Raw genomic sequence first — 9,377 nt, forward strand, 5'->3', positions numbered from 1 at the left:
TCACTGTTAATGAATTGTTTAAATATGAAATTTGCAAAAAGACAAATTCAAAAATATCATGATGAGCCATTATCTTTTAAAGAAGATATTTCATTGGAAGATGTTGCTAAAGAGCGATTCCCAAAAACTGTATTGGCCTTGAGTCAATTAACTGTTACTGGAGAAGTGAGCTATTCTCCAGAAAATGACGTACTGTTTAATGCAACAGTGAAGGGGAAAATCACAGTACCTTCTTCGCGTTCGCTATTACCAGTTCAACTACCACTCGACTTAATGATCAACGAAAGGTATGTTGAAAAGGAAGAAAGATTAGAGCACTTTGAAGAGACAGAAGCTGCCTTTTTGTTAGAAAATGATATGCTGGATGTCGACCAATCAGTTTTAGATAATATTATGGCAAGTTTGCCACTACAAATTCTGACTGATGAAGAGAAACAAAGTGATGATTTACCTGCTGGAAAAGATTGGGTTGTTGTTAGCGAAGATGATTTTGAAAAAGAATCATCAGCCGAAAAGGATTCTGAAAAATTAGATCCTCGGCTAGCAAAGTTAGATGATTTTTTCAAAGAATGAGAAAATACTTGCATAGAATGAAAAAATCCTTTAAGCTTAGTTAAGATTAGTATTTATAAGGGGAGAGAGTCCCCATTTTAAAAATATTGAGGACGAATATGAGTAAAGTATTAATTGTTGAAGATGAGGAAAACTTAGCAAAGTTTATTGGCCTCGAATTAAAACATGAAGGATACGACGTTGAAACTGTTATGGACGGTCGTACTGGATTAGATTCAGCTTTAGAGAATGACTATGATGTCATTCTTTTAGATTTGATGTTGCCTGAGTTAAATGGGTTGGAAGTAGCGCGCCGTTTGCGCGAAAGTAAAAAAACACCGATTATCATGATGACAGCTCGTGATTCAGTTATTGATCGTGTTTCTGGATTGGATTATGGCGCTGATGATTATCTTGTAAAACCATTTGCAATTGAAGAGCTATTAGCTCGCGTGCGTTCATTATTGCGACGTATTGCAATTGAAAATAAATCAAGTGATCAACACCGTTCTATTATTCAGTTTAAGGATCTACGTATTGAAAAAGAGAATCGGATAGCGCGTCGTGATGATCAGATTATTAATTTAACAAAGCGCGAATACGACTTGCTGCTCACATTAGTTGAGAACATTAACATTGTACAATCACGTGAGCAATTACTTAAAGAAGTTTGGGGATTTGACTCTGAAGTTGAAACCAATGTTGTAGATGTTTATATTCGTTACTTACGTAATAAAATTGATGATCCTGAGAGTAAGGCTTCTTACATTCAAACAGTACGTGGTACTGGATATGTCATGAGAAGCTAAGGCATGTGTATTGTTAAGTAAAATGGAAGAAACAAAAGATCAGACAACAGAAAAAGCCCCCCGTCGTTTCTCGTTACGCTGGCAATTAGCTATTGGAATGACGTTAGGCTTTTTTGTCATCTTTATTTTATTTGCATTAGCGGTTACCGAACTATTACGTAATTACTTTGGGCCATTGGCACATACGATTTATTATTGGCTTATTGCGTTTGTATTCATTGGTGGACTAGGAATTACAGCGTTTTCTTATTTTCTAGTCATGCGTATTATTAAACCCGTGCGGTCAATTGAAAAAACAATTGAAGCGTTCCAAGAAGATCCGATGACAAGTCAACGTGCTAGCGAGGGTAAAATTAACGATGAATTAACAGATGTTGTTAAAGTTTTAAACCGTATGATGGATCGCTTACAGGGACTGATTAGTGCCCAGCAACAATTTGTGTCAGATGTGTCACATGAATTGAGAACACCTGTAACCATCGTGAAGGGACATATGGAGTTACTTAACCGCTGGGGAAAGGATGATCCTGAAGTATTAGCTGATTCAATTAGTTCATCCTTGGCTGAAGTACAACGCATGGAAACCCTCATTAATGAAATGCTTAATTTAACACGGGCTGAGCAGATTCCCGTTGAAAATATTAAGGATATGACCGAAGTAGATGGGACGGTTCATCGTGTATTCGAAAACTTTAAAATGATTCATCCAGATTTTAATTTTACGATGGATGATGATCTTCTAGAACCTGCGCATGCGCGCATTCGTCAAGATCATTTAGAACAAATTCTTATCATTTTGGCAGATAATGCCGTTAAGTATTCTTTGGATAGAAAAGAGATTCATTTTGCGGTATCACGAACAAGACATCAAGTAGAAATTGGTATTCAAGATTTTGGCGAGGGATTGTCGCAAGAAGATGCGCAACATGTTTTTGATCGTTTCTATCGGGCTGATAAGGCGCGTTCAAGACGAAAAGGCGGCAGTGGATTAGGATTAAGCATTGCTGAAAGACTAGTGAAAGCTTATGGTGGAGATATTAATTTAGAAAGCGCCGAAGGTTCAGGGTCAATTTTTACAATACGCTTGCCCCTAGTGAGTGAATGATGACAAAATATTTAATGATAAATGTTAGTGGTATAGTGCAGGGTGTTGGTTTTCGTTGGTATACACAACATATAGCACAGCAGCACCATTTAGTTGGTTGGGTTAGAAATAAACGTGATGGGTCTGTTGAAATTTGTGTACAAGGGCTTGAAGAGCAAATTAAACCTTTTTTGAGTGCTGTTGAAGCGGGACCCGGTGAATATAGCCATGTTGACCATATCAAAATAACTGAAATTAAACCCTTTACAGCAAATGATTTTGCTATTAAGCCATAGTATTTGATATAATGGCTACTTGTACGATGACGTGCGTCATAATCTAGGAGACATGGACACATGAAACAACTCAAAAGAGTTTTAACAATTATTTTTGTTATTTTTGATATTATTTTAATCACTGGCGGATACGATCAGCATAGCCGGATGTATCGTTGGATTGGGCACCCACTAGCAGACATTATGACTAGTATCGCGAACTTTGTTGGTGGTACAAACGGTATTGGTTGGGCAATTATTATTATTACTGCTGTGCTACGTTTAATATTGTTACCTTTCTTTCTTAACCAACAAAAGGCATCTACAATTAACCAAATTAAAATGCAACAGCTAAAGCCCGAAATTGACAAATTACAGGCTATTACGCGTAAAGCAGGTACGCAACAAGAGCAACAGCAAGCTAGTATGGCGATGATGTCACTGTATCGTGAAAATAATGTTAGTTTGACTGGTGGTATTTCATTTCTAACAATGGCCATGCAAGTACCGGTATTTTCTGGATTATATTCTGCTATCTTACATTCACCTTCGTTACGAGATGCGACATTCTTTGGATTCAATTTAAATCAATCACAGATTGTTTTTTCAGTAATTGCTGGTTTGATTTATTTGGCACAAGCTTGGTTGATGGCTAAGCACTTGCCAGAGGAGCAGCGCAAAGCATCAAGTGCAATGATGTATATTAGTCCAATTATGATCTTTGCTTTCTCAATGTATGCTTCCGGTGCAATCGGTTTGTACTTTATCGTTGGCGGTATCTTCTTATTGTTCCAGTCTGCTATTAATCATTTGCAACGCCCAGCAATGGAAGAAAAAGTTAGCAAGGAATTCAAAGTGGAAAAAACTGCTGAAGACTTGTTACAAAGTGCAGCGAAAAAAGTACCAGTTACACAGCCAAATTCGGATGTTAATGAAGAGCAAGATGATCATACTACGCCAACTAATAATAAGCATGGTCGTAATTCTGGTAAACAAAATCGCAATCAAAATAAAGACAATTAAGCATCCATAGATGGGCTGTTGTTATTTTATTTTTAACGTGCTCGACAAGAGTAGAAAGAAGTAAATTATGGATAGAATTTTATCTAATCAAAATCCACGCGTAAAAGCATGGGCAAAATTGGCAACTAAAAAAGGCCGTCAAGAGAACCGTACTTATTTATTAGATGGCTGGCATCTAGTTGAAGAGGCTATCAAAGTAAAGGCAAAGTTTCATGCGGTGATGGCAACAGAAACACAAATGGCCGAACATTTGCCAGACGTTCCTCATGGCGTTCCAGCATTTGAAATTAGTGAAGAAGTTGCAAAGCATATTGCTGGAACGAACTCGCCACAAGGAATATTTGCCGAAATTAGTTTGCCAGAGAAGACTTTCGATCCTAAATATGTGCATGACGGTGCTTGGCTATTATTGGATAACATTCAAGATCCAGGAAATGTTGGAACATTAGTCAGAACAGCAGACGCTGCTGGCTTTAAAGGTGTCGTATTAGGTGCAGGTACAGCTGATGCTTATTCACCTAAGGTCGTTCGTGCTATGCAGGGTTCTCAGTTCCATTTGGAAGTCTTGAATGGCGATTTGGATGAGTGGACAGATGCATTAATTAGCAATGATCTACCAGTGTATGGCTCACTACTTAATGAAGAAGCCAAATCATATCACGATGTGCAGCCAGCAACACAGTTTGGCTTAATTGTTGGTAATGAAGGTAATGGCATGAGTGCAGCATTAGCTGATAAAACAACAGCTAATTTGTATATTCCAATTCAAGGGCGTGCTGAAAGCTTGAATGTTGCTATTGCAGGTGGCATTTTGATGTTTACATTAGCTTTAGGTAATTAGTACAGTATTAGCTAAATCTTTGTTTTTTTGATATACTACTAGATAGTAATTGAGTTAGGGGACGCGTGCTGTGGAAAATATACTTACCATTGCCTTAATCGTTGTTGGTGTCATGTTAATTATTACAGTCATGATGCAACCAAGTAAACAGCAAGATGCATTATCAGCACTTTCTGGTGGTGCTGGTGATTTGTTTGCAGAGCGTAAGTCACGTGGGTTTGAAGCTGTTATGCGACGAACGACGGCAGTTTTGGGCACAATTTGGTTTATCATTGGATTCGTGTTGATGTATTTATCAGCACATTAGTGTAACGAGGCTGGGTCATTTTACGTATTTCGCTACGTAGATGTCCCAGCTTTTTATTAGTTTATAATAAAGAATGTATAACGTACGCGTTATCACATGTTAGGAAAATAATTTATGGAATTAGAACAATTAAAGTCTCAATTGGCTGGCTTCTTAAAGGCCAATGCAATGCAAAAATTTACAGCGCAAAATCTCTCCGATGGATTGCGCATGACAGATGAACAAGGATATAAGCAGGTTGTTAATGCTTTAAATGCGCTAGAACGTCAAGGCGATATTATTGTGGATGATAATGGCGCTTTTCAGCATAATGAAGATGCTGGTTATATTTTGGGTGATTTCAGATCTAATGATAAGGGCTTTGGCTTTGTTAAATATGATGAAACTTTGCCAGATATATTTGTGTCTCCTGACAATACAAAACAGGCAATGCAAGGCGATCGCGTGAAGGTATCAATCATTAAACCATCTGCCTCTGCAGATCGTGGTCCTGAAGGCAAAGTAGAAGAAATCATTACCCATGGTTTTGAACGTATTGTCGGAACCTTTACTTTAGGTTCAGAAGCTAAAAATTATATTGGTGAGTTAGCAATTAGTGACAAAAAAGCTATGAACTATCAAGTTTTGATTGATGGTAATGGTTTGCGCCCTAATGATGGACAAGTCATCGTGGCTGAAGTAAATCAGTTTCCTAATGCGGAAAAGCCACGTCAAATGATTGCATCTGCAGTTGAAACAATTGGCTATAAAGATGAACCTGGCATGGATATTTTACAAATTGTTTATGCTAAAAAGGTACCACATGAATTTCCACAAGCTGTGTTAGATGCAGCAGCAAAGATTCCTACAGATGTTTTGGATGAAGAGTGGGAAGGCCGAGAAGATATAACAGATCAGACCTTGGTTACAATTGATGGTGCAGATACTAAGGATATTGATGATGCCGTAGTTGCTTGGAAAATGGATAATGGTAATTATCATTTGGGCGTGCACATTGCTGATGTTAGTCACTATGTTAAAGAGGGGGCTGATATCGACGTTGAGGCCTATAATCGTGGTACTTCAGTTTATCTAACTGATCGCGTTATTCCAATGTTACCGCGTAATATTTCTAATGGTATTGCATCATTGAATCCCAATGTCATTCGCTTGGCGATGTCTGCTGAAATGGAGATTGATCCAAGAGGTAATATCGTTAACCATCGTTTGCACACGAGTGTCATTAAATCTCATGCTCGTATGACATATGATGCTGTTAATAAGATACTCGAAGGTGATGTTTTCGTACAGGATGAGTATGCGAACCTAGTGCCAATGTTTAAAACAATGGGTGAGTTACATGATATTTTGTTAAATATGAGAAAAAGTCGTGGCGCCATTGATTTTGATGCACCAGAAGCACAAATTATTGTTGATGATGAAGGTAAAGCCGTCGATATTCAATTAAGAGAACGTGGTACGGCTGAAAGAATGATTGAAAGCTTTATGTTAGCGGCTAATGAAACCGTAGCTGAGCATTTTGATCAGTTGAAAGTACCTTTCTTATATCGTATCCACGAAGTCCCTGATGCAGAACGTGCTAAGAGCTTTTTTGAGTTCGCAAAGGCACTCGGACACCCTGTATATGGTGATCCAAGTAAAGTAACGCCTGCTATGCTTCAGCAACTCATGACAGATGTTGAGGGTAAGCCAGAAGCACAAATGATTGCGACGATGATGTTACGTGCGATGAAACAAGCCAAATATTCACCAGAACCATTGGGACATTTTGGCTTAGGCGCATCATACTATACACACTTTACATCGCCTATTCGACGTTATCCTGATCTAACGGTCCATCGTTTGATTAAGTGGTATGCGCAACATGGTACAGGTGTGGCTGCACAAGAGCGGTATGCCAGTCATTTAGGGAAAATTGGCCAAGATACGAGTCAACGTGAACGACGCGCTATTGATACAGAGCGCGATGTTGATGCTTTGAAGAAGGCTGAGTATATGATGGATAAGGTTGGTCTGGAATTTGACGGTGTTGTTAATTCCGCTTTGAAGTTTGGACTATTTATCAGCTTGGATAATACGGTTGAAGGTTTGGTGCATATTTCTAACTTAACGGACGATTATTATGAATATGATGAAAAACATGCGGCATTAATTGGCCGTTCATCTCATCGTATTTTCCAAATAGGCCAGAAAGTACGGATTAAAGTATTACGCGTCAATAAAGAAGAGAAAACGGTAGATTTTATCTTAGTTAATCCTGAGAGTGCACCAACTACTGAACTACGTGTTGCGTCAAAGTCAGGTGGTTCATACGGAAAAGCAGGTGGCCGTAATCGTCAGGAACGTCGGAAAAAAGAACGCCGTGGTCAGTCTGAAGGTCCTAAATTAAAGCATGGCCAGCTGGATCAGAAGAAAGGACAAAAACGAGACAATAAGCGTAATTTTTGACAATAATATTTGATGTAATATTTTGGGAGGAGTTAATTGGCAAAAAAGAATGTAAATGATAATGTTATTGCACAAAATCGTAAAGCACGTTTCAACTATAACATTATCGATACATATGAAGCAGGCATTGCATTAACAGGTACGGAGATTAAGTCAGTCCGTGCTGGACAAATAACAATTAGCGATGGTTTTGTGACAGTTCATAATAAAACAGCATTATTAACCAATGTTCACATATCGACTTATGCACAAGGTAATCAGTTCAATGTTGATCCGCTAAGAACGAGACAATTATTGTTACACAAACGAGAAATTGTTGCGCTAGAAAAAGCAGTTCAGGAAAGCGGAATTACAATCGTGCCACTGAAAGTGTATATGAAACACGGCTTTGCTAAGGTATTAATTGGTATCGGACAAGGTAAGAAAAAGTACGATAAACGTGAAGATATCAAGCGCCGTGACCAAGAACGAGAGTTGGGGCGTCGGTTAAAACATTAAGAATATACGATGAGTATATTCTCTTTTATTTGTGACTGATAAAAAATATAATATTTTTATATTTTAAATAATAAAACATGACATGGTATGAAAACTTACATTCTTTTTTTGCTAAAATAAAATCATGATGAAAAAAATATGGTTAATATGTATTGCAATATTTATTGCAACAATCACGATAGTGACACAAAGTGAACAGGTTAATGCAGATAAACAACCGCATTATGTTATTACAACTGATGCAAGTTTTCCACCGTTTGATTTTCAAGATCAAAATAATCAATATGTGGGGATTGATCTTGATATTCTAAAAGAAATTGCTAAGCGTGAAGGGTTTACTTACACGTTAAAAGCAATGAGTTTCAATTCTGCTACTCAATTAGTTGCTGGTAGCCAAGCCGACGGTGTCATTGCCGGTATGTCAATTACTGATGAGCGAAAAGAAGTTTTTGATTTCAGTACGCCTTATTATAAAACTGGCGTTGTTTGGGCCACTAAAAAAGGTAGCAATATTAAATCTCTTAGCGAATTGAAAGGACAAACGGTTGCATTAAAGACAGGTACTGCAGGTGCTGATTATGCTAAGAAGATTCAGTCTCAGTATGGCTTTAAAGTTAAATATTTCAATGATTCAAATATTATGTATAACGATGTTGTTTCTGGTAACTCGGTTGCGACATTTGAAGATGCACCAGTAATTCAATATGCGATCAAAAATGGATTGAAGCTTAAAATAATGAATGCTGATAAATTATTTGATGCCGGCTGGTCTGGTTTTGCTGTAAAAAAGGGTGAAAACAAAGCCTTGTTAACTGCTTTCAACCAGGGGCTCAAGTCAATTCAAAAAGATGGCACATATGACAAAATTGTGAAGTCTTATCTTGGTAAAAGTCAAGAACACTTCACTGGTAAGACAAGTGACAATAATTCAGTACTTGGTTTGTTAAAGACTAATCGAAAGGCCTTCATTGATGGCTTGATTGAAACGATTAAGTTAACAGTACTCGCTATTATTTTGGCTTCTATCTGGGGTATTTTCTTAGGTATTCTAGGTATCAGTGAAACAAAGTGGTTGCGCGGCGTATCCACAACGGTGATTTATATTTTCCGTGGGTTACCTTTGATGGTGTTGGCATTCTTCATCTATATTGGTTTACCAACAGTTATTGGTACCAAGGTACCAGCCTTCTTAGCAGGAATTATCACTTTGGTATTGAATGAGGGTGCTTATACAGCAGCGTTTGTTCGCGGTGGTTTTGAGGCAGTTGAAAAGGGTCAAATGGAAGCAGCACGATCATTAGGTTTGCCATATGGTAAAGCGATGCGGAAGGTCATTGTTCCGCAAGGGTTGCGGATTATGGTACCGAGCTTTATTAACCAATTCATTATTACGTTAAAGGACACGTCTATTTTATCAGCGATCGGGTTGTTAGAATTGACGCAGACCGGAACCTTAATTGTGGCACGTAATTCACAAGGCTTCAGAGTGTGGGCAATCATTGCGGTGATGTACTTGATTGTCATTACATTGTTAACATGG

The 9,377-nt window shown here is 38.0% G+C and carries 10 protein-coding genes; all 10 read left to right on the plus strand.

Annotation, left to right across the window (positions count from 1 at the left end; translation table 11 throughout):
* The first annotated feature begins 24 nt into the window (after positions 1-24).
* Positions 25-573, plus strand: coding sequence for a YceD family protein (locus tag C5L23_RS02140; RefSeq protein ID WP_029508732.1), 549 nt, complete (start codon positions 25-27; stop codon positions 571-573).
* Between the two features lie 98 nt (positions 574-671).
* Positions 672-1,361: a response regulator transcription factor gene (locus C5L23_RS02145; protein WP_133264217.1), complete on the plus strand. Its 690-nt coding sequence runs from the start codon at positions 672-674 to the stop codon at positions 1,359-1,361.
* A gap of 22 nt (positions 1,362-1,383) precedes the next feature.
* Positions 1,384-2,466: a sensor histidine kinase gene (locus tag C5L23_RS02150; protein WP_029508731.1), complete on the plus strand. Its 1,083-nt coding sequence runs from the start codon at positions 1,384-1,386 to the stop codon at positions 2,464-2,466.
* Positions 2,466-2,741 carry an acylphosphatase gene (locus C5L23_RS02155; RefSeq protein ID WP_010008688.1) on the plus strand — a complete coding sequence of 92 codons (276 nt, stop codon included), beginning with the start codon at positions 2,466-2,468 and terminating at the stop codon, positions 2,739-2,741. The genes C5L23_RS02150 and C5L23_RS02155 overlap by 1 nt, the downstream gene beginning before the upstream one ends.
* Before the next feature lie 60 nt (positions 2,742-2,801).
* The gene (gene yidC, locus C5L23_RS02160) at positions 2,802-3,743 is read left to right on the plus strand and encodes a membrane protein insertase YidC (RefSeq protein ID WP_010008687.1); all 942 of its coding nucleotides are present in this window, start codon (positions 2,802-2,804) and stop codon (positions 3,741-3,743) included.
* Between the two features lie 67 nt (positions 3,744-3,810).
* Positions 3,811-4,584: a TrmH family RNA methyltransferase gene (locus C5L23_RS02165; RefSeq protein ID WP_010008684.1), complete on the plus strand. Its 774-nt coding sequence runs from the start codon at positions 3,811-3,813 to the stop codon at positions 4,582-4,584.
* Between the two features lie 70 nt (positions 4,585-4,654).
* Positions 4,655-4,891, plus strand: coding sequence for a preprotein translocase subunit SecG (gene secG, locus C5L23_RS02170; RefSeq protein WP_010008682.1), 237 nt, complete (start codon positions 4,655-4,657; stop codon positions 4,889-4,891).
* A gap of 114 nt (positions 4,892-5,005) precedes the next feature.
* Entirely contained in the window at positions 5,006-7,339 is a 2,334-nt protein-coding gene (gene rnr, locus C5L23_RS02175) for a ribonuclease R (protein WP_010008680.1), read from the plus strand.
* Positions 7,340-7,375: 36 nt separating this feature from the next.
* Positions 7,376-7,837, plus strand: coding sequence for an SsrA-binding protein SmpB (gene smpB, locus C5L23_RS02180; protein WP_010008679.1), 462 nt, complete (start codon positions 7,376-7,378; stop codon positions 7,835-7,837).
* Between the two features lie 127 nt (positions 7,838-7,964).
* Positions 7,965-9,377, plus strand: a 1,413-nt coding sequence (locus C5L23_RS02185) for an ABC transporter substrate-binding protein/permease (protein WP_133264226.1), incomplete at its 3' end; no start/stop codon positions are given.

The organism is Leuconostoc fallax (assembly GCF_004354645.1).
In the GTDB taxonomy this organism is placed as follows: domain Bacteria; phylum Bacillota; class Bacilli; order Lactobacillales; family Lactobacillaceae; genus Leuconostoc_B; species Leuconostoc_B fallax.